We start from the raw sequence: 25,548 nt of genomic DNA, 5'->3' as shown, positions 1-25,548 counted from the left end.
CTTCTATGAGGATGTATTTGGGCACTACCGGAACCCGGGCTAAAATAAGCCTATTATTGATAGGTTTCGCGATTACTTCCTGCAATACCCTTAAAAGAGTCGGTGAAGATGAGCTTCTTCTTGTAAAAAATACCATTTACGCAGACAGCCTAAAAGTAACCGATGAGGATATTGAGAGCCTCATTATCCAGAAACCCAATAGCAGCATATTGGGATATCCCCTTCGATTGAACCTGTACAATATTGCCAAAAAAAATCCGGATTCCTCCTATCAAGATTGGCTTTATCGAAAACCCAGGCGAAAAGATAGATTGGACAGTTTTTTGTCCGAAAAACAGGTAGAAAGATTGGGGGAGTCCTTTTTGGTAAAAGGACTAAGTGTTTGGTTAAAAAGAATCGGGGAGGCACCTGTAACCATTGATACTTCCAACACAAGAAAAAGTTTGGAGCGGCTTAGCATTTATTACGGAAGCAAGGGTTATTTCAATAACAATACGACATTTGAAATTGATAGTACTTCCAGAAAAAAAAGGGCGGAAATCAACTATAGGATTTCCTTGGGAGAACCCTATAGGGTCGATTCCCTATCCCATTCCATCGCTTCCAATACCATAGACTCCCTCTATACGCTACATGCGGAGGAATCTTTCGTTGAACAGGGAAAACAATTTGATCTTGTGGATTTCAATGCCGAGCGTGAGCGCCTGGCGAATATTTTTAGAAATTCCGGTGTTTACGATTTTCAGGAAAGCTCCATAAGCTATAACATTATTCGTGACACTACAAAGATGGGAGAAGACCGGGGAATGGACGTGGAACTCAATATTGACAATCTGAAAAGAAGAAGTGATACCACATTAACCACTTCCGAGTACAAGATCCATAGGTTCGATAAGATCAATATCTATACAGACTATCTCTACAGCGCACGCGATAGTGAGCAACGATTTACCCGGTATGGCGATTATACCATCTTTTATCATGACAAACTACGCTTTAAGCCCGAGACCTTGGCAGATGCCATTTTTTTTGAAAAAGATAGTATTTATAGGGATTTGGACAGAACCCGAACCTATCGGCAAATAAACAATCTTAACGTATTTAAGTATCCAACCATTACATTTGAGGAAGACAGCACAAGGACAAAACTCACAACCAATGTGTATTTGGCGGCAAGACCCAAGTATTCCCTGGGCATGGGTTTTGATGTGACCCATTCCAATATTCAACGTGTGGGCCTTGCCTTTAGTCCTTCCTTACAGGCCAGAAACCTTTTTAAGGGCGCGGAGAACTTAAGCCTTACGGGAAGGCTCAACATTGGCTCTTCAAGTGATCCGACCATATTGGACAGCCGTTTCTTTAACATTCTGGAATTTGGTGCAGATCTTAATCTGGATTTTCCCAGAATCTGGTTTCCCTTTGTGAATACCAAAAAGATTATCCCCAGTTATACCTTACCAAGGACTCGAATTTCCCTGGGTACCAGTTTTCAACAGAACATTGGCCTGGATAAACAGACCTTTAACTCAATCTTGAGCTACAATTGGAGTCCGACCGATTTTAGAAGAAATACAGTGGAACTTTTAAACATCCAATTTGTCCGTAATGTAAACACTGATCGCTTTTTTAATGTATATCGGAATTCCTATGATAGGCTGGATGAAGTAGCTGATGATTTCGAAGACGACCCTGCCTTGGCTGAATTTTACGAAACACCGGATGGCTCTACCGATCCCCAACTGATCATCCCCGAAGGGACTACAGGTTTCACCGAGGCGATATTGTCCAATGAGGTGCCCTCCACCGACGAACAATTGCAAGAGGTGAACAGTATTGAGGAACGCAGAATACGGTTAACGGAGAACAACCTCATCTTTGCCAGTAACTACACTTTCCATAAGAATAACAGGAATGGACTCACCGATAATAACTTTTTTCAATTTCGGTGGACTTTGGAAAGTGCGGGCAATCTGCTTTCCGGCTTCGCCAGTTTCATTCCTTTTAACAAAAATGACGATGGCGACCTTTTGGTCTTTAGCGTTCCCTATTCCCAATACATCAAGTCTGATATCGATTATGTAAAGTATTGGGATTTATCCCGCTCCAAAGTGTTGGCATTCCATACATTTATAGGCATTGCCGTTCCTTACGGTAACTCTACGAACATTCCCTTCGTACGTAGTTATTTTGCTGGGGGATCCAATGATAATCGCGCTTGGTTCCCCTATTCCTTGGGGCCTGGAAAGACGAATGCCATAAACGACTTTAACGAGGCCAATTTTAAGTTGGCGTTCAATTTGGAGTATCGGTTTCCCATTGTAGGCGATATCAAGGGGGCCCTATTCGCCGACGCTGGCAATATTTGGAATGTTTTTGATGACCAGGAAGACCCGGATGCCGTTTTTGATGGTTTGGAGGATCTGGGAGATATTGCCTTAGGAACCGGATTTGGACTCCGATATGATTTCACCTATTTTCTTTTCCGTGTAGACTTGGGCTTTAAAACGTATAATCCGGCCGAAGAGCCATCCAAAAGATGGTTTAGGGACTATAACTTTGCCAATTCAGTACTTCAAATTGGTATTAACTATCCTTTTTAGTATTTTATATGGGTATTGGACCTAAGTCAAAAACGCCCGTGATGTGAAATTCCCCCTTAGTCTTCTAGTAGTTTTCTGGTGTACCTTTTCAGTTGCTCAATCTTCGTTGATAGAGCAATTACATGCCATGCAAACAAATCCCCGGTTGAAGGAAAAGGTGTATGTACATACCAATAAGACTTCCTATTTTCCTGATGATGTCATTTGGTTCAAAGCATATGTTGGTGATTCCATTAATTATCCTTCAGTTAGAACCAGAATTTTGGAAGTAAGGCTATTTGATGAAAATGGTGACCAAATGTTTGCTAGAAATGTTTCAATAACGGATGGGACGGGTTTGGGTGAATTTGAACTGAATGATGCCATTGCTCCCGGCACCTATTACCTTCAGGCCCGAACAAAATACATGCGCAATTTCGGGGAAGAATACCAGTACTTGCAAGAAATTACAGTTCTTGGGGAAAAACCATTGAACAAGGCCAGGGATGAAGGTCCCAAATACGATATACAATTACTTCCCGAAAGCGGCAATCTTGTCGAGGACATTGAAAACACACTGGGTATAAAAGCCCTATTGAACGGTAAAAGTATTGATTTTAAAGGGAGTATTATCAATGGTGAGGGAGAAACGATAACTACCTTCCAAAGTGAACATGAAGGAATGGGACGATTTAGCTTTGTCTATAAAAAAGGTGGGACATACAGGGCAAGAATAAAGGTTAAGGATACGGTTCTGGAGCAAGCGGTACCTGCCGCATCCGAAAGAGGTGTGGTGTTAAGTGTAGATAATTCAGATGAAGATTTCCTGCAGGTTTATTTGAAAGTTAATGAAGCGACTTTCTATAATCAAATCTATTCCAATTATACCTTGTTGTATCATCAAAATCGACAGCTCTTCCAGCTCTATTCCGTTGCCCGACTGGATTCGGTCACCTCATCGATCAAGACCAAAAAGAACATTTTTTTGGATGGTGTGCATACCTTGACCCTTTTTGCGGATGACCGGCCCATAGCCCAGCGAAAATTTTATGTTGAAACCGATCGAAAAAAAGCCTCTATTTTTCTGGAAAAATCGAAAATCGATGCCGACTCCGTTACCTATCGCCTTTTATCAAGGGGAAAGAAGAATGATTTAAGCGCCGATCTAAGTATTTCAATACTCCATAAAAAATCGAAGACCGTAAGTCTAAAAAACACCATAAAAAGTGCCTTTCTCCTAAGTCCTTATGTCAGGGGCTATATTGAAAATCCCGCCTATTATTTCGATATTGAAAATGAAAAAAGAAAGGAACACCTGGACCTTTTGTTACTCACGCAAGGCTGGACGGGTTACACTCTGGATGAAATAATCAAGGAGATCAACCCCATCGAAAAATACGCGTTTGAAACTGGCTTTGAGCTTAAAGGAAAAATTAGGGAAGATATCAAAAGGAAAAAACTGGTACTAATTCCCGATGACTTCCGCATTATGAACAAGGCCAAATTACAGGATAAATCCACATTTGTTTTTCAAGACCTGGATGTATTCAAAGGTGACACGGTAAGGGTAGCCTACCAAAATTGGCTGGGCAAAATCAGTAGGCCCTTAAAAATCGAATATGATACCACGACCTACAGTAAAAATAGATATCGACTTTCAATTACAGCCAATGAAAACTACAAAGCCCACCACTCGGGTAAAACAGCACCAAATGGAGTAACCCATTGGACTAATGACACCCCTTTTGAAAATGAGGATGGAACCATCGACTTGGACGAGGTAATAGTGACCGAAAGAAAACGTAGCGAACAATACCTACAGAGAAGAAAAACCATTGAAAAGTATGAACCATTGGTCAGTGACATTGGCAAATACTACGATATACCCATTTCTAATACAACGGATGTTGATAATATGCGCTTATTAGATTTTTTATCTAGTCAAGGATATCGACCCTCTACAGTGAATAATGTTCAATTTTTTTTGATAGGCCCAGGAGAGATGGTCTCTTATTTATCTATAAACGGTAGGCCCGTTGAACCGGAAGAATTGCCCAGCATACCTTTGCAAATGAAGGACATTGCAAATGTCATGGTCTCAAATATCGGTTTTGGAGTTAGTATTTTTCAAGTGTTTACCAAAGAGCGAAAAAATGAACTTTTTGATAAATTCGTTGTTAAAAATGGTTTTGACCGAGCCAAAAAGTATTATACTCCGATGTATACCTTTGAGGAATCAAGACCTCTGGATTTATTGGAAATCGATTGGAAACCCAATGTAATAACGAATAGTAAAGGTGAGGCTAGCTTTAAAATCGCAAGAAGAGATTCGGAGAATGGTTTACATTTTGTAATACAAGGCTTTTCAGAGGAAGGTCATTTGATCTCTAAAACGATACTCACAGATTAAGTCTCAACTATTATACTTAACAATTTTTGGTTTTATGGGTCTTCTACATCTGGTTTGAAAATCGTGATTCTACTTCACACCAAATGTAATATTTTCTTACACGGAAATAGTACTTCGTTATTTCAAGTTGATCTATTAGATGTAATCAAAAAGGAAAATCGAGGCTGTTCATGATTAAATACAAATTTGAAGGAATTTTCGATAAATATGAAATTCTATTTAGTGTATATTATCCTTGTTATTATATTAATAGAAAGAATCGTTCAGCAAATGTCTAAAATGCCCAGCAGTGCAAAGTTTCTGATTCACGTTGGTTTTCTATTTGTCAGCCTTTTTATAAACGCTCAGACTTATTTGATAGAGCAACTACATACCATGCAAGTAAATCCTCGTTTGAAGGAAAAGGTGTATGTGCATACCAATAAGACTTCCTATTTTCCCGATGATATCATTTGGTTTAAGGCTTATGTCGGTGATAGTCTCAATCAACCCTCCTTGCAAACCCAGGTTTTAGAGGTTAAGTTATTCGATGGCGAAGGCGCTCAAGTATTCGATAGAACTGTTGCCATATTATCGGGTACGGGTCACGGACAAATTGCATTAAACGACGCAATCGCTCCCGGTACTTACTATCTTCAAGCCCGAACCAATTACATGCGTAATTTTGGGGAAGACCATCATTATCTCCAAAAAATTACTATCCTAGGGCAAGAACTTCCTGCACTGGTACAAGAAAGGCAGCTAAAATATGATGTGCAATTACTTCCGGAAGGTGGAAATCTCATTGAAGATGTTGAAAATATTCTTGGCATTAAAGCAATGTTAGACGGTAGAGGCGTTGAATTTCAAGGAACCATTTTCAATAATAAAGGAGATACCATTACCACTTTTCAAAGTCAACATGAAGGCTTAAGTAGCTGTAAATTCTTCTATACAAAAGGAGAAAGCTATAGGGCCCAAATACAGCTTCGGGATACTCTCCTGGTACAAGATGCGCCTACTGCATTGGCGAAAGGCGTGTCTTTAAGTGTGGACAATTCGGACGAAGAATACCTCAGAATAAGATTAAAAACCAATGAGGCCACTTTTTACAATCAACAGCATTCCAGCTATACCCTTTTATACCATCAAGACCGTCAACTGTTCCAGCTTGTCTCGGTGGCAAGGCTCGATTCAATCACCGGACTGCTAAAAACCAACAAGAACATATTTTTGGATGGGGTCATTACCGCAACGCTTTTTGCGGATGACAAGCCCGTCGCCGAACGTAAATTCTATATAGAGACCGATCGAAAGAAAGCCTCTATTTATCTGGAAAAATCAAAAATCGATACGGACTCCGTTACCTATGGTATCGTTCCAAAAGGGAAGAAGAAAAACCTAAACATGGATTTAAGCGTTTCTGTACTCTCGAAAAAATCGAAGGCCGTAGACATAAAAAATACCATCAAGAGTGCCTTTCTCCTAAGTCCTTATGTCAGGGGCTATATTGAAAACCCTGCATACTACTTCGACCCGGCAAATGAAAAAAGAAAAGAACATTTGGACCTTCTTTTGCTTACCCAAGGTTGGACCGGGTATACTCTTGATGAACTAGTTGAAGAAATCAACCCGGACGAAAAGTATACATTTGAAAAGGGTTTTGAATTAAAGGGGACGCTTCAAAAAGAAGCAGAGTATAACAATCTTGTATTAATACCCAACGACCTTCTTATTACCGATAAAGTGGCATTAAAAGGCCAATCTAAATTTGTTTTTCAAAACTTGAACGTATTCAAGGGTGATACCGTAAGGGTAGCGTACCAAGATGGGGCAGGCAAAATCATCAAACCCTCAAAAATTGAATATGATACAACTTCTAGTAAGAAAAAGCATAGCCTTTCAATTACCGCCCGGGAAAGCTACAAGGCCAACGACTCTGACAAAAAAGCACAAAATGGATTAGCCGGTCGGACCAATGACGCTCCTTTTGAAAATGTCGATGGAACTATCGATTTGGATGAAGTAATAGTGACCGAAAGGAGACGCAGCGAACAATACCTGCAAAGAAGAAAAATCATTGAAAAGTATGAACCCTTGGTCAGTGATATTGGAAAGTACTATGATATACCGCTTTCCAAAGTATTGAATAATCCCAATAGCAACTTAATGGATTTTCTGGTACATCAAGGTTTTTCTATTAAAATAAAAGAAAACGGAGAATCTTATCTCGGGGGATATCGCAAGGTTGCTCACCTATTCATTAATGGTATGCCAATCCGTCCAGAAGAGTTACCAACCTGGCAATTGCCTATGGAAAACGTTGAAAACACAATGGTCAATAATCTTGGCTTTAATCCTGCAACCGGCGTGAGCACTATGATCTTTCAAGTATTTACTTCGGATGCCTTTGGTCAAAACAAAAATACACTTTACGACAAATTTGTTGTTAAAAATGGTTTTGACCGAGCTAAAAAGTACTTTACCCCACTGTATACCTTTGAGGAATCGAGACCTCTGGATTTATTGGAAATCGACTGGAAACCTTGTTTAAAAACAAATAAGAATGGGGAGGTCAGCTTTAAAATCGCAAGAAAGGATTCGGACAATGGTCTACTTTTTGAAATACAGGGTTTTTCGAGCGAAGGTCATTTGATTTCCAAAACTATGCTAGAAGATTAGCTCATTTTTGCAAAACTGCTTTTTTAGGCCTTGTTTATTTTATTACTTTTGTCCCATTCATAACTAAACTAACAGACCAAAAAATTATGGCCCACAACATTAAGCCCGGGGTTGCCACCGGAGACGAAGTCCAGGAAATATTCAATTATGCCAAAGAGAAGGGATTTGCCCTGCCTGCGGTAAATGTCATCGGCTCAAATACCATAAATAGTGTACTGGAAACGGCTGCCAGCTTAAATTCCCCCGTAATCATTCAATTTTCGAACGGAGGTGCCCAATTCAATGCCGGAAAGGGCTTATCCAACGATGGGCAACAGTCCGCCATCTTGGGGGGAGTTGCCGGGGCAAAACATATTCATCAATTGGCAGAAGCCTATGGGGCAACGGTTATTCTACATACGGACCACTGTGCAAAAAAATTGTTGCCTTGGATCGATGGCCTTCTCGATGCCAGCGAAAAACATTTTGCAGAAACCGGAAAATCCCTTTTTAGTTCACATATGATCGATCTCTCCGAGGAACCTATCGAAGAGAACATTGCAATCTGCAAGGAATATCTGGCCCGAATGAGTAAGATGAACATGACCTTGGAAATAGAGTTGGGCATTACCGGAGGTGAGGAAGATGGCGTGGATAATTCGGATGTAGATGATTCCAAACTTTATACCCAACCCGAGGAAGTGGCCTATGCCTATGAGGAACTCTCCAAAATAAGTCATAGGTTTACCATAGCCGCTGCTTTTGGCAATGTCCACGGAGTATATAAGCCTGGAAATGTAAAGCTTACACCAAAGATCTTGAAGAATTCCCAAGAATACGTTACGGAAAAGTACGGGGTGGAACACAACCATATTGATTTTGTTTTTCACGGTGGCTCGGGCTCTACCGTAGCCGAGATTCGGGAAGCCATTGGATACGGTGTCATAAAAATGAATATCGACACCGATTTGCAATATGCTTTCCTAACCGGGGTACGGGATTACGTACAAGGCAAAAAAGACTATCTTCAATCCCAAATTGGCAATCCGGATGGTCCGGATGAACCCAATAAAAAGTTTTATGATCCCCGTGTATGGCTCAGGGAAGGTGAAAAAACTTTTGTGGAACGCCTAAAGAAAGCCTTTGAAGATCTAAATAACGTTAACACTTTATAGTGTAATTCCGCAAATCACCGCTATCTAATATGGAAAATATGACGGCTTGGTTCAAAAGAAAGGAAAAGGGAATACAGACCGCTACGGAGCAGAAGAAGGATACCCCAAGGGGATTGTGGTACAAATCGCCCACAGGGAAAATTGTGGAATCCGAGGAGTTGGCCAAGAATTTTTATGTAAGCCCGGAAGACGATTATCATGTAAGGATAGGAAGCAAGGAATATTTTGAAATTCTTTTTGATGATAACGAGTTCAGCGAATTAGATCCAAAACTTTCCTCAAAAGACCCTTTGAAGTTTGAGGATACCAAAAAATATTCCGACCGACTGAAAGCGGCACAAAAGAAAACCGGCCTAAAGGATGCCGTTAGGACCGCGGAAGGCAAATCCATGGGTAAAGACTTGGTCGTGGCCTGTATGGATTTCAGTTTTATAGGCGGCTCCATGGGAAGTGTAGTTGGGGAAAAGATAGCCAGGGCCATTGACCATGCCATTAAAAAGAACGTTCCCTTTCTTATGATATCCAAATCGGGAGGTGCCAGAATGATGGAAGCTGCGCTGTCCTTAATGCAATTGGCGAAGACATCGGCCAAATTGGCCCAATTGGCAGAAGCGGGCATACCATACATTTCCCTATGTACCGATCCCACCACCGGCGGTACCACAGCTTCCTATGCAATGCTTGGGGATATCAACATCTCCGAACCTGGGGCCTTGATCGGCTTCGCGGGGCCCAGGGTAGTAAAGGAGGCCACCGGCAAGGAGCTTCCACCGGGATTCCAGACAGCAGAGTTTGTTCAAGAGCACGGTTTTTTGGATTTCATTGCACATAGGAGGGATTTGAAAAAGAAAATAAATCTTTACCTGGACCTAATCCAGAACAACCCGGTCAGAAAATAAAAAGCCCCGACCAAATAGCCGGGACCTTTCAACCAAATCAATCAGAAGTCCATCAATTTCTAAAGCGTCGAAGGAAAATCTCTTCGGTACTACCATCGGGGTATGTCAAGACGCCTTTGGCATCACATTCCCCATCTCCAAAATCCAAACTGGCGGTAAGATCGTTCCTGGAAATTTCCAAAATACCACTGACAATAAAACGGCAGGACCATTCCCTTCGCAGGGGTGTAATGGTCTCCTTGATGAAAACATTGCCCAACGGTCCCGTATAAGTCCTTTTCCCCGTAATCAAAAACACATTATCGCCCCAGAATCCACTCCCATAGCCTTCTATCCATTCCCGGGTACGGTTACCGGTAAAATTGGAGGTGCTTCCATCCGGCCATGTGCCACTGAACGCTCCTGTAGCATCTGCCTGTGGGTTGCCATTTTCGTTGGAACGAGTCCTTTCTATTGTTGCACCACCTTCCACGGTAACCTCATTGAACGTAAAATCCACTAAAGAGAGCGTAATGGTCTTTGTGGTCACTTCCATGTCCTTTTCATAGGAGATAAAAATAATTCCGCTAAGGACATTTCCATTGGGCAATTCGCATCCCAAACCAAAATCTATGGTCTTTTCCCTAGTGGTATCCGTGACCACGGTAGTAATGGTCACACAATCCGGAAGGTAATCCGAGCGATAAGACGCTTTGGAGATGGTACTGATTTCATCCGTGGCATATACATCTTCGGCCACTGTAATGACTTCCTCCGAAATAAGTTCGGCTTCGTCACTGGCGGTCAATGCCACAACATCCAAGCTTTGCTCGCCATCCCTATTTGGCGATTCTTCTTTGTTACAGGAAAAAAATAACATAATTGCCATCCCAAAGGTCATCGGAAGTAGCCCTGTAAAGTTCATTTTTTTGAGACTTTTCATACTAACATTTTTTTAACATTACCCTCCTAGGACTGGGGAACATCCCAAAAGGTTTAATCAAGCTCAAAAAAATTCACAGAGATCGTTCAAAACGGTCCCGTAATCTAAAAATATTTCTATCTTTGCGCACTGATTGAAAATCAATCAAATACATAAAAATCATTTAATATAATATTGGAATGTATTTAACCAAGGAAATTAAAGCCGATATTTTCAAAAAATACGGTGGAAAAGACACGAATACGGGCTCTACAGAAGGGCAGATAGCTTTGTTTACGCATCGCATCAACCACCTTACACAACATCTCAAAAAGAATCACAAAGACTTTAATACCGAAAGATCTTTGGTGCGTTTGGTAGGGAAACGAAGGAGCCTTTTGGACTATCTTAAGAAAAAGGATATCGTAAAATATCGTGAGCTGATTAAAGATTTGAAAATTAGGAAATAAAAATACGGGGAGCAACGCTCCCCTTTTCTATGGTCAGGCGAGCCTGGCACTATTTTGTATTAAAAGGACCCTGGCAATCTCGGGGTTAAAAAAGCTGCACACAGTTTTTCATTGGTCAACACAACAACAACACAACCCTGGCCGTCCGGTAAGACGGTAGACCATTGTTTAACAAGTCCGCCACAGGTGGATTAAATCAAATGTATGATTCCAAAGACTTTTAGAGAGGTCATTGACCTCGGCGACGGTAGGGAAATCTCTATCGAAACCGGAAAATTGGCAAAGCAGGCCCATGGGTCCGTTGTTGTCCAATCCGGAAAATGTATGCTATTGTGTACTGTAGTTTCCAATTACAAACCAAGTGATGTCGATTTTTTACCCTTAACGGTTGATTATCGGGAAAAATTTGCGGCTTCTGGCCGTTATCCTGGAGGGTTTTTTAAAAGAGAGGCCAGGCCCAGTGATGGGGAGGTTTTGACCATGCGATTGGTAGATAGGGTACTTCGCCCACTTTTCCCAAAGGATTACCATTCAGAGACCCAGGTCATGATTCAGCTCATGTCCCATGACGAGAACGTTATGCCCGATGCCATGGCCGGATTGGCAGCATCTGCGGCCATTCAACTCTCCGATTTCCCATTTGAATGTGCTATTTCCGAATGTCGTGTAGGTCGTATTAACGGAGAGTTTATCATTAATCCTACCCGGGCGCAATTGGAAGAAAGCGATATTGATATGGTCATTGGGGCCTCCGCCGATTCCGTAATGATGGTGGAAGGTGAAATGAAGGAAATCTCCGAGGAGGACATGACCGAGGCCATCAAATTTGCCCATGAAGCGATTAAGGTACAATGTGATGCCCAATTGCGATTGGCCGAAGCCTTCGGCAAAAAGGAAGTTCGGGAGTACGAGGGTGCACAGGAAGACGAGGAACTAGACCAAAAAATACACGGCCTAACCTATGATAAGGTATATGCTATAGCCAAAGCCGGCTCTGCCAAACAGGAACGCAGTGCTGCCTTTGACGCCATAAAAGAGGAAGTATTGGCGAATTTCACCGAAGAGGAATTGGAAGAAAACGGTGATCTTATTTCCAAATACTTTTACAAGGCCGAGAAGGAAGCCGTCCGAGACCTTACCCTCAATGAGGGCTTGCGATTGGACGGTAGAAAAACCGATGAAATCCGGCCGATTTGGTGCGAGGTCGATTATTTGCCCTCTACCCATGGCTCGGCCATCTTTACCCGTGGCGAAACCCAAGCCTTGGCAACGGTAACTTTGGGAACCTCCAGGGAAGCCAATCAAATAGATATGCCGTCTTACGAGGGGGAGGAAACCTTTTATCTGCACTACAACTTTCCACCATTTTCAACTGGGGAAGCCAGACCCATACGTGGTACTTCCCGTAGGGAAGTAGGCCATGGTAACCTGGCCCAACGTGCGCTAAAGGGTATGGTGCCGGAAGATTGTCCTTATACCGTTCGTGTGGTTTCCGAGGTGTTGGAAAGTAATGGTTCCTCCTCCATGGCTACCGTTTGTTCGGGAACTATGGCCTTAATGGATGCCGGGGTACAACTAACAAAACCAGTCTCCGGAATTGCCATGGGATTGATTTCCGATGCCGATAGCGGAAAATACGCGGTACTTTCCGATATTTTGGGAGATGAAGACCATTTGGGCGATATGGATTTTAAGGTGACGGGAACCGCGGATGGTATTACCGCCTGTCAAATGGACATTAAGGTAAAAGGCCTCTCCTATGAAATCTTGGTAAAGGCCTTAAAACAAGCCAGGGATGGCCGTTTGCACATTTTAGAGAAGTTGGTGGATACCATTGCCGATCCAAGACCGGACGTTAAGCCACATGCCCCAAAAATGGTTACTACTGTTATACCCAACGAATTCATTGGTGCCTTGATCGGTCCTGGTGGAAAGGTCATCCAAGAGTTGCAAAAAGAGACCAAAACTACCATTGTCATCAATGAAGATCCGGTGACTGGAGAAGGTATAGTAGAAATTTTGGGTACCGATCAAGAAGGTATCGACGCCGTTATGGCGAAAATAGATGCCTTGATGTTCAAGCCGGAAGTCGGCAGCGTTTATGAAGTTAAAGTCATTAAAATGCTCGATTTTGGTGCTGTAGTGGAATATAACGACGCCCCGGGCAATGAAGTATTGCTTCATGTTTCGGAACTGGATTGGAAACGTACCGAAAATGTTTCCGATGTAGTGAATATGGGCGATGTGTTCGATGTAAAATACATGGGTATCGACCCTAGGACCAAAAAAGAAAAGGTCTCCCGTAAAGTGTTGCTTCCAAAACCGGAAGGATTTGTAGAAAGACCTCCACGGAACAATGACCGTAATCGCGGAAGGGATGACCGACGCCGGGATAATCGGGATCGGAAACCACGGCGGAATTAGTTAATTCATAAGTCTTGCCCAAAGCCCTAGCCACTTGGTTAGGGCTTTTTTTGTCCAAGGCTCGATTAACCAAAAAATTAAGTTTTTTTGACCCAATTGTAACATTTCTATCTTTTTTACGTATAAGTATATGCAGCTTAGGCGCAATGAACTTAATTAGAAAGGAAAATTGTAGATGAGACAACTAAAGATTACAAAACAGGTTACCAATAGGGAAACCGCGTCTTTGGACAAGTATTTACAGGAAATTGGCAAGGTAGACCTTATCACCGCGGATGAGGAAGTGGAATTGGCCCAACGCATCAAGGCAGGCGACCAGATCGCTCTTGAAAAACTCACAAAGGCCAACCTTCGATTCGTAGTTTCCGTTGCCAAGCAATATCAAAATCAGGGTCTTACCCTACCCGACCTTATCAATGAGGGTAATTTAGGATTGATCAAAGCGGCCCAACGTTTTGACGAAACACGGGGATTCAAATTTATATCATATGCCGTATGGTGGATCAGACAATCCATTCTACAGGCACTGGCGGAGCAGTCCCGTATTGTTCGGTTGCCCTTGAACAAAATTGGTTCCATCAACAAGATCAACAAGACCTTCGCTTTTTTGGAGCAGGCACATGAACGTGTTCCTTCCGCAGAAGAAATTGCCAAGGAATTGGATATGACCGTTGAAGACGTAAAGCAATCCCTTAAAAATTCAGGGCGGCACGTGTCCATGGATGCCCCTTTGATCGATGGCGAGGATTCCAATCTTTATGATGTACTTCGTAGTGGGGAGTCACCCAATCCGGACAAGGATTTGTTGCATGAATCCTTGCGCACCGAAATTGAGCGTGCCTTGGAAACATTGACCCCAAGGGAGGCTGACGTTATCCGTCTCTATTTTGGCTTGGCTGGACAGCATTCTATGACCTTGGAAGAAATTGGGGAAACCTTTGATCTTACCAGGGAGCGGGTTCGTCAGATTAAGGAAAAGGCGATACGAAGGTTAAAGCACACCTCTAGAAGCAAAATTCTAAAGACCTATCTAGGTTAATTATTTTATAAAATAGCATGTTAAATATTCCACAAATTGGATTTGTGGCATATATATTGTAATTTTAAGGTTAACAACAGTTTATCATGACTGTTCGTTTTTTGATTGATGAATAAACTCCGGCTGATTACCGGAGTTTTTTCATTTATGGTAAATTGTAACGTTTAACCAAAATATTATGCCCTGTCTATCCTTTGTTACGTAAATAATCACACTTAAAACGTTTAAAATGATCGTTAAGATAGATACGAAAACAGAGTTGGTCCCTATCCATATGGACTATGCCAAAGATATCTATGAAGGTTTTGACAAGGAGGTAATCCAGTTCCTGCCCATTGATGAACCCCCCAAAAAAATAGCGGAAACCATGGCATTTATAGAATATTCCATAGAACAAGTGGAAAATAAAACGGACTTGGTCTGGGTAATCTTAAACGAGGGTGTGTTTGCCGGTTGCTGCGGGATACACGGAATTCCGACTAAACAACCTCATTTTGGCCTTTGGATCAAACGTCAGCAGCAAGGAAAAGGTATCGGGAAAAAAGTAGTTAGCCATATGCTTCCATGGGGAATATCCAATTTAGATGTCGAATTTATAAAGTACCCCGTTGATAAGAGAAATCAAAAGAGTATTCACCTTATATCCAAGCTTAAATTAAAACTTTCCGATCACTATGAAATGGGTAACCAGAAAAAATTGGATGTAAGCGAATATCGTTTGTATAAAGTACCACCTACCCATTAGAATAAGCATAGCACGGAACCTGTGACTAGGAATCCTGACAGCTAAACTATATCGTCCTTAAAAAGAAAACTAAGTTCATCCGTTAATGGTAGCCGTTATCCCTCATTATAACTCGTACCAAAAGGACTCACGCAACAGCTCCAAGCCTTTGGGAACAGCGGTTTCCGGGGATTCATTGCCCTCAAATTCGAGCGAGATATATCCTTTATAGTTATGCCTGCGCATCATCTCCCCAATTTTTGGGTAATCGATGTCCAAGGAGTACCATTTCCCGCCCCCGTAATAGGTTTTGGCCTGTACCAAATAGGTCTGGGGCGCCAATAGTTCCATCTGCGCTTCCCTATTCTCCAAAAAATTCCCGGTGTCTAGCGTTACCTGAAGCCAAGGACTATTGATGGCATCAACAATGCGTTTTACACCTTCAGCAGTACGTCCAAGGCCCCAGTGGTTCTCCAATCCCAGAACCACCCCGCAACGTTCGGCCGTGGGTACGCATTTCTCAATGGCATCAATGACCCATTTAAAGCCATCTTCATCCGTATATCCCTCCAATGTTGGCTCTATTCCCTTATTGGCCATTAAATCATCGAATGACTTTGAGGTTCCCCAACGCCCCGTGTTCAAACGCATGGTAGGGATACCTAATTTGTAGGCCAGTTCTATTTGATGCAGGGTCTTTGAAATGTTTTGCTCGCGATATCTTTTTTCCGGACTTAGATAGCCCTGGTGTGTAGAAAATCCCATAAGATCCAAACCGGCATGAAAAGCTTGTTTCTTCAGTTTTTGAAGATATCCATTATCCTCGGAGTTCATTTGCACCAACAACAATTCAATGCCATCAAAACCCATGGCCGCCGCTTTTTCGATACAAAGCTCCATAGGCACATTTTCCTTGGGACCATTGAATTGCCAAAAGGAATAGGTGGACACCCCTATAGGATTATGCCTAATTTTTTTGGGTTTTGAAGTAGCGGTCAAATCCGAGGGGGAAAAACCGGTAATTACGGAACCCGCACCCAACATTGCAGCTCCGTTGATAAATTTACGTCGATCCATATCTCTAAAAGTTGTTTGAAGTGGTTAATCCCAAATATAACCATTTCCATACAGCTTGGAATCCCATGGCAATTCACTATTTTTATACGGAACCCGATAAAAGCTCTATAAAATGACCAAAAACATCACGGTAGCCTATATATTCCTTACAGGCTGCCTTATGCTTTCCTGTACCCAAGAAACATCAGTGACCCCCGAAAAAGAAATTGAATTCAACCTACCGGATAACTTTGTCCTTGAAGATCTCTATAGACCCAGTATCCATGGCCAAGGGTCATGGGTGGCGTTGGCCCAAGGCCCCAACGAACGGGTGTACGCCTGTGACCAAAGAGGAAAAATCTATTTCTTTCAGGCTCCCAAGGAGGGTAATGTTATTTCTGCTTCGCAAGTGGATAGTGTAAATCTCAAAATTGGGGAGGCCCATGGACTATTGTGGGCCCATAACAGCCTGTACGTATCGGTAAACAAGAAATGGGATGATGAGGTTCCGGACGAGGAGGAAAACGGTAGCGGAGTGTATCGTTTAACGGATACCGATAACGACGGTGAATTGGATAGACTGGAGATGCTGTTGAAGCTGGATGGACAGGGAGAACATGGGCCCCACAGTTTTGTGCCCAGTCCCGACGGAAAGGACATCTATTTTATTGCAGGAAACCATACCTTAATTCCAGAATCCCTTTTGGAGAAGAGCCGGCTTCCCGCAAATTGGGATGAGGACAATCTTTTCCCTCCCTATCTCGATGCTCGGGGCCATGCCAATGATATCAAGGCCCCCGGCGGTTGGATCGCTAAATTAAATCCCGAAGGTACGGACTGGGAAGTCATTTCGGCGGGATATCGAAACCCGTTCGATATTGCCTTTAACGAAGATGGTGAGCTGTTTACCTACGATGCCGATATGGAATGGGACATAGGGATGCCTTGGTACCGGCCCACTAGAATCAACCACGTGACCAGTGGTAGTGAATACGGTTGGCGGACCGGTTCCGGCAAGTGGCCGGAATACTATCCGGATAACCTACCGGCCGTACACAATTTGGAGCAAGGCTCCCCGACGGCTGTCCTTTCCGGGGCCAAACTCAACTTTCCGGCCAGATACAAGAATGGACTTCTTATAATGGATTGGAGTTTTGGCACGGTCTATTTTATTGACCTAAAACCAAAAGGTAGCAGCTATACCGGAGTCCGGGAGGAATTCCTTTCCGGTACGCCCCTACCCCTTACGGATATGATAGCCGGTTCCGATGGCCATCTGTATTTTGCCACCGGAGGCCGGGGATTGAATTCCCATTTGTACCGTTTGCGCTATACCGGGGAAGATTTAGGCACCAAAGAAGCGGAAACGAATCTAGAGGCAAAAGCGCTTCGGGAGCTACGCCAAAATATTGAGAAATACCATACCGAAGAATCCGAAGAGGCCATCCCCCTAGCTTGGGACAATTTAGGGCATGAAGACCGATTTATACGCTACGCCTCCAGAATGGTTTTGGAACATCTTGCGGTGGACCAATGGCAAAACCGCTTTTTTAACGAAAAGGACGTGACCAAAATTCTAGAAGCTGGTATTGCATTGGCTCGGCAAGGGGACAAAAGCCTCCAGGGGCGAATACTGGATAAATTAAATCAATTACGATTGGAGCAACTTACGGAACAGCAGCAGATTGCATTACTTCGCAGCTATGCGCTCGTATTTATCCGAATGGGCGAACCTGATGAGCGACATAGAAGAGCCACGGCCAAAAAATTGAACTCTTATTTTCCACATGCCAACAATGTCGTAAATAGGGAGCTGGCGCAACTAGTGCTCTATCTAAAAGCGGACGGGGCCACGGAAAATATCGTAAAGTTGTTGGAAAGGCATACCAAGGAAAAGACGGTAACGGAAGGCGTGGAACTGCTTTCAGAGGAGGCTACACAGCGTAGTGAGCAATATGGTCCGCTAATCCGGGAAGTTATCGCCAAAATGCCTCCTAGCGAGTCCATCTATTACGGTCTTCTTTTGAGTCATGCCACAGAGGGTTGGACCAATGATTTGCGCGAAAGATACTTTCTTTGGTTCTATGATGTATTGGGCGCCAAAGGCGGGATGAGCTTTAAAGCCTATATGGAAAATGTACGGCTACAGGCCATGGCCAATGTCCCCGAGGACAAAAGGGAACATTTTCAGGAAATATCCGGAGTATATTCACCTTCGACCGCAGTGGCCGACCTACCACAACCCATCGGTCCGGGACGGGAGTATTCCGGACGTGACATGAGCCATATCCTGTGGGGAGGTGGCATGCAAAATTATAGCGGCACTTTTGCGGACGGTGAGCGTGCCTACCAAGCAGCCATGTGTGTATTGTGCCATCGTATGCGTGGCGAAGGTGGTGCTGCCGGACCGGACCTGACCCAGGCCCACACCAAGTTTAGCGACTACGATTTGCTTTTCGCCATTTACAGTCCTCATGACGAAATCTCGGACCAATATGCCAACACCCTTTTCCATATGCAGGATGGGAAGAAAATCGCGGGACGCATTAAGGCGGAGGACGATACGACCATTACCCTAATGCCCAACCCGTTCAATGAGAGCTATACCGTGGAACTGGCCGCAAATGAGGTAGAAAAGCGGGAACTCTCCCCCATCTCCCCGATGCCTCCCGGGCTTTTGAACCGGTTGAACGAACAAGAGGTGCTAGATCTGTTCGCCTATTTGAAATCAGGAGGAGACGAGAACCACGAGATTTTTGATGGAAAGGCAATGGAGTAATACAAGAACGTTTACATTTCTCTACCTTTGCATGGATATTGTTTTAGTTTATGGGCATACATAAAACCAAAATAGCCCCTTCCCTCCTGGCAGCCGATTTCGGCAACCTACAACACGATGTGGAATTGGTAAACCAAAGTGTGGCGGACTGGCACCATATTGACATCATGGACGGTGTCTTTGTACCCAATATTTCCTATGGAATGCCGGTGGTAAAGGCCATAGCGGAATATGCCACCAAACCCTTGGACGTTCATTTAATGATCGTAGATCCCGACAGGTATATCAAGACCTTTGCGGATTTGGGCGCTTCGGTACTGACCGTCCATTATGAGGCCTGTACCCATTTGCACAGAACATTGCAGGAAATCAAAGCGGCAGGTATGCAGGCCGGGGTAGCCTTGAACCCCCATACCAATATCAATGTGCTGGAAGATACCATCAACGATATTGACCTGGTACTGATTATGAGCGTAAATCCAGGATTTGGAGGACAATCCTTTATTGAACGTAGCTACGCCAAGATACGGGACCTAAAGGCGTTGATCCAAGACCGTAGGGCCCATACCTTGATCGAAGTTGACGGCGGCGTCTCTACCGAAAATGCAAAAGCATTGACGGAAGCCGGTGTGGACGTACTTGTCGCAGGAAGTTTTGTCTTTAAAAGCGAAGATCCTGGCTCTACTATACGGGAACTTAAGGAAATTGCAGGATAATGAAAATATACGATGTTATTATTGTGGGCGGAGGTCCCATTGGGATCGCTTGTGGGCTGGAGGCCAAAAAGAATGGGCTTTCCTATCTTATCATTGAAAAAGGCCCCATCGTCAATTCGCTTTTTAACTATCCCATTAACATGCAGTTTTTTTCCTCCTCCGATTTACTGGAAATCGACAATATTCCTTTTATCAGTAAGGAGGCCAAGCCCAAACGGAACGAAGCCTTGGAATACTACCGGAGAATCGTGACCTCGAACCAATTGAACATCCATCTTTTCGAAAAGGTGACCGATGTAAAAAGGGGCGATGGCCTATTTACCATTACTACGGAAAAAGAGCAGTATACCTCAAAAAATGTCATTGTGGCGACCGGGTTTTACGACATTCCCAACCGCATCGGTATTCCAGGAGAGGATCTGCCTAAAGTCTCCCATTATTACAAGGATCCCCATTTTTACGCCAGTCAAAAGCTGATTGTCATCGGTGCCAGCAATTCTGCGGTGGATGCCGCCCTGGAATGCTACCGTAAGGGAGCCGATGTAACCATGATTGTACGCGAGCCCGAAATCGGGCAAAGGGTAAAGTATTGGGTACGGCCAGACGTTATCAATCGCATCAATGAAGGCAGTATACAAGCCTATTTCAATTCCAATGCCAAGGAAATTTTGGAGGATACGGTAATCGTGGATACCCCCGAAGGCACTCTACGTATTGAGAACGATTTTGTACTGGCCCTGACGGGCTATATGCCCAATTTTGAATTTCTGGAAAAGCTCGGCATTCAGCTGTCCGATGACGAAAAACGACTTCCCAGTTACGACCCCGAAACCATGGAAACCAATATAGACGGACTGTACCTCGCAGGCGTTATCTGCGGGGGTATGGAGACCCATAAATGGTTTATAGAAAATTCCAGGATCCATGCGCCCATCATTATTGGTTCCATCCTGAAAAAAACGGCCCAAAACGTAAACGTTTAGATCTTTAAGCGACCAAGAATTTGGAAATCGTTCCTTTCGCCTTCGAATTACAGGAGGTGGATTTTGCGTTCTAATAATCTAATCCTTGTTGATCATGAATAATCCCATGCTGGGACAGGTCCATTTGGCCGCCCAATACCTAGCGATGGCCGGAAAAACTTTTTTGCCTCCGAAGGCGGATGACAGCCATACCAATATTGGATTTATGCCGGAAACCGAAACCCTGGAAACGCTGCCGTTACATCCCTCTGGACAAAAATTGGTTTTCGACTATTCCGACTTTAGTTTAAAATGGGAATCCAATGTGACCCATTCCTTTCCCTTAGACGGAAAATCGCATAATGAGGTGGTTGCCTGGATCAATGCCATGGTCACCTTAAGTCCCTTGACCCAACGGTACGTTTATGAATTACACTATGAACTGCCCTATTCGGCTTTGGGGGATTTCAAATTTGAGCTTGCCGACCCTTTGCAGCTACAAGAATTGCTGAATTTACGAAAGCTGGGGCATGTGGTTTTACGATCCTTTTTGGAGCGGAAGAACTTGACATCGGATATTTGTATTTGGCCGCATCATTTTGATACGGGTGCCTTTTCCCCTTTGAATGATGGGTCGGGAAAATCCGTAGGTTTGGGTTTGGCAATCCCCGATTCCCTTTGCGATGAACACTATTTTTACATCAGTGGTTATCTCGGAAATGAGGCTCTGGATGTTTCTGATTTTAATACGTTGACCCATGGGACATGGGACCCGAAGAATTTAAAGGGAGCCCTGCTCCCGGTTTCGAATGCGGACTCCAAAAGTGCCGTCCAATTTTTCGAGGAAGCCCTCAGAGCCTATAAAAGATGATATAACCCTGGTTGGTTCCAGAGTCTATATTAAGTCGACATCCGTGATAATCTCCAGGAGTCCCGGGCCCGGCTCATTGAACAGTTCTTGCATCGCTCCTTCCAGTTTTTCCTGATCGGTGATACGTTTTCCCCATGCCCCACAGGACAGGGCAAAGTCCGCAAAATTGGGGTTGGAAAGGGAGGTCTTCCAAACATCGAACTCGCCTGCGCGCTGTTCCTTGGAAATCTTGCCCAACTCATGGTTGTTCAGCACAATGAGTTTTACGGGCATTTTATACTTGACCAAAGTGGTGATTTCAGCCAAATATTGACAGAGTCCCCCATCGCCGGCCACTGCGACCACGGGTCTGGTATCACCAACGGCCGTCCATGCACCAATGGAAGCTGGCAGGGCGAAGCCTATGGAGCCCAGGTAACCGGACATCAGGAAATCATGGTTCTTGGATTCGAAATATCGGCCAAAGGAATAGGCATTATTGCCTACGTCAACGCACATGACCGCATTCTCCGGGGTTAATTTGTTCATCGCATCAAAAATGGCAATGGAGCTAATCCCCTTCTCAGAGGTCTCCTGAAGCCGTTTTGTCTTCTCTGCTTTCCAAATCTTCCAACGCTCCGCAATTTCATTCCGTTGGTCAACCGTATTGACTTCTCCTTTTAGTTCGCCTTCAAATATTTCCAGGGTCCGGGATATCTCGCCCCAAACGGCCACCTCTACCTTATGGAACTTGCTTAGGGCCAAGGGATCGAAATCCACCTGAATGATCGGCTTTTTGGGGGTAATCCCGGTATGGTTGGAAAATGAGGCTCCAAAGACAATCAACAGATCGGACTCGTTCATAAACCAGGAGGCGATAGGCGTTCCACTGCGGCCCAATACTCCACCACCCAAGGGATGGTTATCGGGTATTAATCCTTTCCCTTTAAAGGTGGTGACCACGGCCGCATTAAGACGTTCCGCAAATTGTACCACACGCTTTTTATGCGCCCGGGCCCCATGGCCCATAATGATTACCGGACGTTTGGATTTCTTGATCAACGCAACAGCCTCCTCCACTGCTGATATTGGCGGGGCTATTTCCAGGGAGGTCATCCGTTTCTCTGGGGTTTTGGCTCTTGCATTGGGCTTTGCCCTTCTTTCCTGTACCTCATCGGGAAAGGTCAAATGGGAAACGTCGCGTTTTAGAAGGGCATGCTTAACCGCCAAGGACATCAGTTCGCCATGTCGGCTATCGCTTTGTACCCTATGGTTGAACTCCGCTACGCTACCAAAAGCCTGTACCAGATCCACTTCCTGAAAATTTCCCGTCCCCACCACTTGCGTGGCCACTTGGCCGGTCAAGGCCAATAAGGGGGCACGATCTACCTTGGCGTCCCACATACCTGTATACATATTGGTAGCTCCGGGGCCCGCAATGGAAAAACAAGCGGCCGGTTGTCCGGTAAGTTTACCATAGGCCGAGGCTGCAAAGGCCCCGGCCCCCTCATGGCGGATACCATAAAAATTGAGATTCCCCTTCTGTTCCTGGCGTTTCATGGCATCGGCAAAACCCAAATTGGAATGACCCACCATTCCAAAAACGGTGGTTACTCCCCAATTGATCATGGTTTCTACCATAAGGTCGGACACCGTAGTCTCATGCGGTGCCTCCGCTTCCAGGCCTACATAGATGGCACCGTCTTCTTCCTTTACCGCAAAAGTCTCCACCCCGTCATCATAACCTCCCGGGGGCAGCCCGGTACACGGATGAAAATCCCACCCATGCCAGGGACAGCGCAACAAACCATTTTCGATGGATCCTTCACCCAAGGGACCTCCTTGATGCGGACATTTGTTGTCCAATGCCGAAAACTTCCCCTCAAAATGGGTAAGGCATATGCCTTTATGGGCTGCGGTAACCGTTTTAACGCGCCCCTCGGGCAAATCGCGCTTGTTATCCAATACCTTGTGCCAGACTGTATTCTCTTTTCCCACTATGTTAAAAATTTAGTTGTTTTTCCACTACCCAATATAACGATTTGGCCAAGGAATCACGAGGCGTTTTTGCACTATCTTTTATGTTCCGGACTATCGAATCCGGCTTTACAGCCGGCATCCCATTCATCGGGGAGATTGCCATAGGCGGGTACGCCGCCATTATCCTTTAACATTCGGGCCAGATGCAAGCAATTCCAGACCAAAAAGGTAGTATTCCGGTTTGTAAAATCGTTCTCGGGACCACCGGAACCTGCATCCCTATACGAGGGTCCGGGCCCGGCCTCGCCCATCCAGCCGGCATCCGCCTGAGGAGGGACTGTATATCCGATATGGGACAGGGAGAAAAGGATATTCATGGCGCAGTGCTTTACGCCGTCCTCATTTCCAGTAATCAGGGTAGCGCCCACCTTGCCGTAATCCCGATACTGTCCCTTGGCATTGAATTGATGGGTATAGCCGTACATCCGTTCCAGGGTACGATTGCATACCGAGGATTTTTCGCCCAGCCATACGGAGGTACAAATGATCAAAATATCACAGGCATCAATTTCCTGTTGAATCTGAGGCCAATCGTCCCGGTCCCATTCCGGGGTCTGGGCCATATCCAGACCCAATCCGGCCGGGATTACATAGTCTACGGGTCGAATTACCTTAGTAGCCACCCCATTGGCCTCAAAGATACGTTGGGCCACTTGGATCAATCCCTCGGTATGGGAAAGCACCGGGGTCCGGTTGAGCGTACAGTTTAGAAATAGGACACTGAGATCATCATATTTGGCGGGCGGATTTACGCAGTGTTTTTGAGTGATTTCATTGAGTTGTTCTGTCATTGTGTTATATGTATTAGGTTAGGTGGAGTACAGGAAATCCCGTGCCATTTAGCGGCATGGATTTCTTCTTAAAAGCTGTCCCCTTATGCTCCATTCTTGGGTCGACCCCCCATAAGGTTCATTACGGTAATGTATGAAAAAAAGAGCAATAGAGGTATGTTTTACGTTCTGTTGCCTTGGCCGGTAATTTTTCAAAGGCAATGGAAATTCATGCCTCTATACAGGAAACTTCCCTGGATACCCTAGAAGATCTCTTATCTTAGTTCCGCACATAAAATATATATAGATCATGATCTATATACAATTGTTGTAGGTAATTAGAACAGAGAAACAAAATAGTTCACCGCAAAGATGACTGACAAAGAGATAATGAGAATTCGAAAGGAGATTGTTCTGGAAACTGGAATTCCTGCTCTTTATCAAAATGGCTTCGAAAAATCGCCTTACTCAGAAGCAGATTTTGGCTGGCACCCTAGTCTAGGGTATTTCTATGAATTGTGTCGACTACGTGAAAATTCGGTCGTTGAAAGGGTTCGGATTGACGTAGTGAAGGGTGACAGATGGATAAAAGTCTGGTTGAACGCATTCCAATTAACACCGACAGTTAAAAACCTGAACGACCTCAAGGACATAGATGGGATTAAGTTTAGACTCCCACCTTGTAGTTTGTCGGAAATGCGAATTCACGTTGATGATAGAAAAGGAATTTCTTTGTTTGATATCGAGAATTGGAAATCAGCACATAAGCTAAGAAAAAGCATTACAGACAGTGGATCGAATCAAGCAATTACATCACTTAGTGAAAACATTCAACACGACTTAAAGAATATTGATCATTTTTTTAAAAGGTGGTACGAACTTCACGCTCTGTCAAACACTACATGGGATGGAATTCTTAAAACAGAACCTGCGTAATTAAAAGGAAGAAAAACTACCTACAACAAAACCTATAAGCAATAGCGCCCTTCGGGACACTACTGCTCATAGCCAAAACGTTGTAAACAATACAAAAAACAAAATGAGAAAAACTATTTTCAGTTATTTAATTCTATTACTTGTCCTGATAAACTGCGATGGACAGACTAAAACAGAC

Annotated in this window: 18 protein-coding genes; 14 read left to right on the top strand and 4 right to left on the bottom strand. The window is 44.1% G+C overall.

Going from position 1 to position 25,548, the window contains the following annotated elements; translation table 11 throughout:
- The first annotated feature begins 5 nt into the window (after positions 1-5).
- The 5 genes from Q0993_RS16340 (at position 6) to accD (ending at position 9,703) form a co-directional block, all read left to right on the top strand.
- The gene (locus Q0993_RS16340; RefSeq protein ID WP_299535046.1) at positions 6-2,600 is read left to right on the top strand and encodes a BamA/TamA family outer membrane protein; all 2,595 of its coding nucleotides are present in this window, start codon (positions 6-8) and stop codon (positions 2,598-2,600) included.
- A 127-nt stretch (positions 2,601-2,727) separates the two neighbouring features.
- Complete coding sequence (locus tag Q0993_RS16335) at positions 2,728-4,989, top strand: hypothetical protein (RefSeq protein ID WP_299535044.1); 2,262 nt, start codon at positions 2,728-2,730, stop codon at positions 4,987-4,989.
- A gap of 207 nt (positions 4,990-5,196) precedes the next feature.
- On the top strand, positions 5,197-7,650 hold the full coding sequence (locus Q0993_RS16330) for a hypothetical protein (protein WP_299535041.1): 2,454 nt from the start codon (positions 5,197-5,199) through the stop codon (positions 7,648-7,650).
- Between the two features lie 86 nt (positions 7,651-7,736).
- Positions 7,737-8,804, top strand: a complete 1,068-nt coding sequence (gene fbaA / locus Q0993_RS16325) for a class II fructose-bisphosphate aldolase (protein ID WP_299535038.1) — start codon at positions 7,737-7,739, stop codon at positions 8,802-8,804.
- 38 nt (positions 8,805-8,842) lie between these two features.
- Positions 8,843-9,703 carry an acetyl-CoA carboxylase, carboxyltransferase subunit beta gene (gene accD / locus Q0993_RS16320; protein WP_299535111.1) on the top strand — a complete coding sequence of 287 codons (861 nt, stop codon included), beginning with the start codon at positions 8,843-8,845 and terminating at the stop codon, positions 9,701-9,703.
- Positions 9,704-9,755: 52 nt separating this feature from the next.
- Here the strand turns inward: accD and Q0993_RS16315 are convergent, their stop codons facing one another.
- On the bottom strand, positions 9,756-10,625 hold the full coding sequence (locus Q0993_RS16315; RefSeq protein WP_299535036.1) for a hypothetical protein: 870 nt from the start codon (positions 10,623-10,625) through the stop codon (positions 9,756-9,758).
- Between the two features lie 179 nt (positions 10,626-10,804).
- Between Q0993_RS16315 and rpsO the strand changes: the two genes are divergently transcribed.
- The 4 genes from rpsO (at position 10,805) to Q0993_RS16295 (ending at position 15,282) form a co-directional block, all read left to right on the top strand.
- Positions 10,805-11,074, top strand: a complete 270-nt coding sequence (gene rpsO / locus Q0993_RS16310) for a 30S ribosomal protein S15 (RefSeq protein ID WP_299535034.1) — start codon at positions 10,805-10,807, stop codon at positions 11,072-11,074.
- Positions 11,075-11,278: 204 nt separating this feature from the next.
- Positions 11,279-13,498, top strand: coding sequence for a polyribonucleotide nucleotidyltransferase (locus Q0993_RS16305; RefSeq protein ID WP_299535032.1), 2,220 nt, complete (start codon positions 11,279-11,281; stop codon positions 13,496-13,498).
- 175 nt (positions 13,499-13,673) lie between these two features.
- The gene (locus tag Q0993_RS16300; protein ID WP_120713364.1) at positions 13,674-14,537 is read left to right on the top strand and encodes a sigma-70 family RNA polymerase sigma factor; all 864 of its coding nucleotides are present in this window, start codon (positions 13,674-13,676) and stop codon (positions 14,535-14,537) included.
- Positions 14,538-14,766: 229 nt separating this feature from the next.
- Positions 14,767-15,282, top strand: a complete 516-nt coding sequence (locus Q0993_RS16295; protein WP_299535026.1) for a GNAT family N-acetyltransferase — start codon at positions 14,767-14,769, stop codon at positions 15,280-15,282.
- A gap of 105 nt (positions 15,283-15,387) precedes the next feature.
- Here the strand turns inward: Q0993_RS16295 and Q0993_RS16290 are convergent, their stop codons facing one another.
- On the bottom strand, positions 15,388-16,338 hold the full coding sequence (locus Q0993_RS16290) for a sugar phosphate isomerase/epimerase (protein WP_299535023.1): 951 nt from the start codon (positions 16,336-16,338) through the stop codon (positions 15,388-15,390).
- A 112-nt stretch (positions 16,339-16,450) separates the two neighbouring features.
- Here Q0993_RS16290 and Q0993_RS16285 point away from each other — a divergent pair, with 112 nt between their 5' ends.
- From Q0993_RS16285 to Q0993_RS16270, 4 genes are all read left to right on the top strand, one after another.
- Positions 16,451-19,096, top strand: a complete 2,646-nt coding sequence (locus Q0993_RS16285; protein WP_299535020.1) for a c-type cytochrome — start codon at positions 16,451-16,453, stop codon at positions 19,094-19,096.
- Positions 19,097-19,152: 56 nt separating this feature from the next.
- Positions 19,153-19,812: a ribulose-phosphate 3-epimerase gene (gene rpe / locus Q0993_RS16280; RefSeq protein ID WP_299535110.1), complete on the top strand. Its 660-nt coding sequence runs from the start codon at positions 19,153-19,155 to the stop codon at positions 19,810-19,812.
- Positions 19,812-20,795: a YpdA family putative bacillithiol disulfide reductase gene (locus Q0993_RS16275; protein WP_299535017.1), complete on the top strand. Its 984-nt coding sequence runs from the start codon at positions 19,812-19,814 to the stop codon at positions 20,793-20,795. The genes rpe and Q0993_RS16275 overlap by 1 nt, the downstream gene beginning before the upstream one ends.
- A 94-nt stretch (positions 20,796-20,889) precedes the next feature.
- Positions 20,890-21,645 carry a hypothetical protein gene (locus Q0993_RS16270; RefSeq protein ID WP_299535014.1) on the top strand — a complete coding sequence of 252 codons (756 nt, stop codon included), beginning with the start codon at positions 20,890-20,892 and terminating at the stop codon, positions 21,643-21,645.
- A 24-nt stretch (positions 21,646-21,669) separates the two neighbouring features.
- On the opposite strand, the gene Q0993_RS16265 is transcribed toward Q0993_RS16270, so the two are convergent.
- Together Q0993_RS16265 and Q0993_RS16260 are read right to left on the bottom strand one after the other, a co-directional pair.
- A complete protein-coding gene (locus Q0993_RS16265) occupies positions 21,670-23,622 on the bottom strand; it encodes a thiamine pyrophosphate-binding protein (protein ID WP_299535011.1) in 1,953 nt (650 codons plus the stop codon).
- 74 nt (positions 23,623-23,696) lie between these two features.
- Complete coding sequence (locus tag Q0993_RS16260; RefSeq protein WP_299535008.1) at positions 23,697-24,455, bottom strand: flavodoxin family protein; 759 nt, start codon at positions 24,453-24,455, stop codon at positions 23,697-23,699.
- A 351-nt stretch (positions 24,456-24,806) separates the two neighbouring features.
- Between Q0993_RS16260 and Q0993_RS16255 the strand changes: the two genes are divergently transcribed.
- A complete protein-coding gene (locus tag Q0993_RS16255; protein WP_299535005.1) occupies positions 24,807-25,370 on the top strand; it encodes a hypothetical protein in 564 nt (187 codons plus the stop codon).
- Positions 25,371-25,548: the final 178 nt, after the last annotated feature.

Origin of the sequence: Ulvibacterium sp., from assembly GCF_028285715.1 — a bacterium.
Classification (GTDB): domain Bacteria; phylum Bacteroidota; class Bacteroidia; order Flavobacteriales; family Flavobacteriaceae; genus Ulvibacterium.
The sequence above is the reverse complement of the archived record's forward strand: the minus strand, read 5'-3'. Positions and strand labels throughout refer to the sequence as shown.

What these genes read in the sequence shown, in the direction of transcription:
- Q0993_RS16340 (WP_299535046.1), top strand. Translation starts at nt 6, where the DNA reads ATGAGGATGTATTTGGGCACTACCGGAACCCGGGCTAAAATAAGCCTA.
- Q0993_RS16335 (WP_299535044.1), top strand. Translation starts at nt 2,728, where the DNA reads ATGCAAACAAATCCCCGGTTGAAGGAAAAGGTGTATGTACATACCAAT.
- Q0993_RS16330 (WP_299535041.1), top strand. Translation starts at nt 5,197, where the DNA reads ATGAAATTCTATTTAGTGTATATTATCCTTGTTATTATATTAATAGAA.
- fbaA (WP_299535038.1), top strand. Translation starts at nt 7,737, where the DNA reads ATGGCCCACAACATTAAGCCCGGGGTTGCCACCGGAGACGAAGTCCAG.
- accD (WP_299535111.1), top strand. Translation starts at nt 8,843, where the DNA reads ATGACGGCTTGGTTCAAAAGAAAGGAAAAGGGAATACAGACCGCTACG.
- Q0993_RS16315 (WP_299535036.1), bottom strand. Translation starts at nt 10,625, where the DNA reads ATGAAAAGTCTCAAAAAAATGAACTTTACAGGGCTACTTCCGATGACC.
- rpsO (WP_299535034.1), top strand. Translation starts at nt 10,805, where the DNA reads ATGTATTTAACCAAGGAAATTAAAGCCGATATTTTCAAAAAATACGGT.
- Q0993_RS16305 (WP_299535032.1), top strand. Translation starts at nt 11,279, where the DNA reads ATGATTCCAAAGACTTTTAGAGAGGTCATTGACCTCGGCGACGGTAGG.
- Q0993_RS16300 (WP_120713364.1), top strand. Translation starts at nt 13,674, where the DNA reads ATGAGACAACTAAAGATTACAAAACAGGTTACCAATAGGGAAACCGCG.
- Q0993_RS16295 (WP_299535026.1), top strand. Translation starts at nt 14,767, where the DNA reads ATGATCGTTAAGATAGATACGAAAACAGAGTTGGTCCCTATCCATATG.
- Q0993_RS16290 (WP_299535023.1), bottom strand. Translation starts at nt 16,338, where the DNA reads ATGGATCGACGTAAATTTATCAACGGAGCTGCAATGTTGGGTGCGGGT.
- Q0993_RS16285 (WP_299535020.1), top strand. Translation starts at nt 16,451, where the DNA reads ATGACCAAAAACATCACGGTAGCCTATATATTCCTTACAGGCTGCCTT.
- Q0993_RS16275 (WP_299535017.1), top strand. Translation starts at nt 19,812, where the DNA reads ATGAAAATATACGATGTTATTATTGTGGGCGGAGGTCCCATTGGGATC.
- Q0993_RS16270 (WP_299535014.1), top strand. Translation starts at nt 20,890, where the DNA reads ATGAATAATCCCATGCTGGGACAGGTCCATTTGGCCGCCCAATACCTA.
- Q0993_RS16260 (WP_299535008.1), bottom strand. Translation starts at nt 24,455, where the DNA reads ATGACAGAACAACTCAATGAAATCACTCAAAAACACTGCGTAAATCCG.
- Q0993_RS16255 (WP_299535005.1), top strand. Translation starts at nt 24,807, where the DNA reads ATGACTGACAAAGAGATAATGAGAATTCGAAAGGAGATTGTTCTGGAA.